The 1,075-nt window shown below is 48.0% G+C and carries 2 protein-coding genes; both read left to right on the forward strand.

The window, feature by feature from the left end:
- Window positions 1-538: NAD-binding protein (locus R7R78_RS24425; RefSeq protein WP_225474413.1), on the forward strand; the 538-nt coding region annotated here is incomplete at its 5' end.
- 75 nt (window positions 539-613) lie between these two features.
- The coding region (locus R7R78_RS24430) for an SDR family NAD(P)-dependent oxidoreductase (protein ID WP_225474414.1) at window positions 614-1,075 on the forward strand (462 nt) is incomplete at its 3' end.

The raw sequence follows: 1,075 nt of genomic DNA on the forward strand, positions 1-1,075 counted from the left end.
TGCACCGGTTTCGGGTGGCGTCGCGGGAGCTAAAGCGGCAACGTTGACGTTCATTGTCGGTGGCTCGGATGAGGCATTCTCAAAAGCGAACGCCATTTTGCAGTACATGGGGAAAAACGTTTTTCATGCGGGTAAAGCTGGCGATGGGCAGATGGCTAAAATCTGTAATAACCTGATGCTGGGTATTTTGATGTCAGGCACGTGTGAGGCGCTGAACTTAGGCATTGATCATGGGCTCGATCCAAAAGTCTTGTCCAACATCATGCTGCAAAGCTCAGGACGAAACTGGGCGTTAGAGCTTTATAATCCATGCCCGGGCGTGATGGATAGCGCGCCAGCCAGCCATGATTATCAACCGGGCTTTATGAGCAAGCTGATGCTAAAGGATTTAGGTTTGGGATTAGATGCCGCATTACAAACCCACTCCTCGGTGCCTATGGGAGCGTTGGCGCGTAACCTCTATGCATTCCATAACTCGAGCGGTCATGGTGAGCTCGATTTCTCAAGTCTGTTTGAATTCTATAAGAACAACAAATGACCATTGTGCTGGGAGCAATAAGCTCCCAGTTTCGATATTTCGTGTCTGAGCATCGACAAGTTTGGGAGAGCAAATATGGACATAAAAAATAGCGTTATTGCGATTACAGGTGCAGGGCAGGGGCTGGGCCAAATGATGGCGATTACCCTCGCTCAATCCGGAGCTGATTTGGCTTTGCTCGATGTGAATGAAACCGGTTTACGAGAGACACAATCACAATGTCAGATGTTAAGTGCGAAAGTGTTCACTTATCCGGTTGATGTGACAAATGAATCGGATGTGGAAGCGACATTTGACGCCATTCTTCAAGATTTCGGTCAGCTTAATGGACTCATCAACAAGGCGGGAGTGCGGCGAGAAGGTTTGCTTGTAAAAGCCAAAGATGGGGTTATCAGCAAAATGTCGTTGGAGCAGTTTAATCTCGTCATGAATGTCAATGTCATGGGAACATTTCTGTGTGGGCGTGAGGCTGCTGTAAAAATGATTGAAAGTGGCTCACAAGGGGTCATCATCAATATCTCCAGCGTTGCGAGAGCC

The sequence above is a fragment of the Vibrio sp. 2134-1 genome (assembly GCF_033339495.1).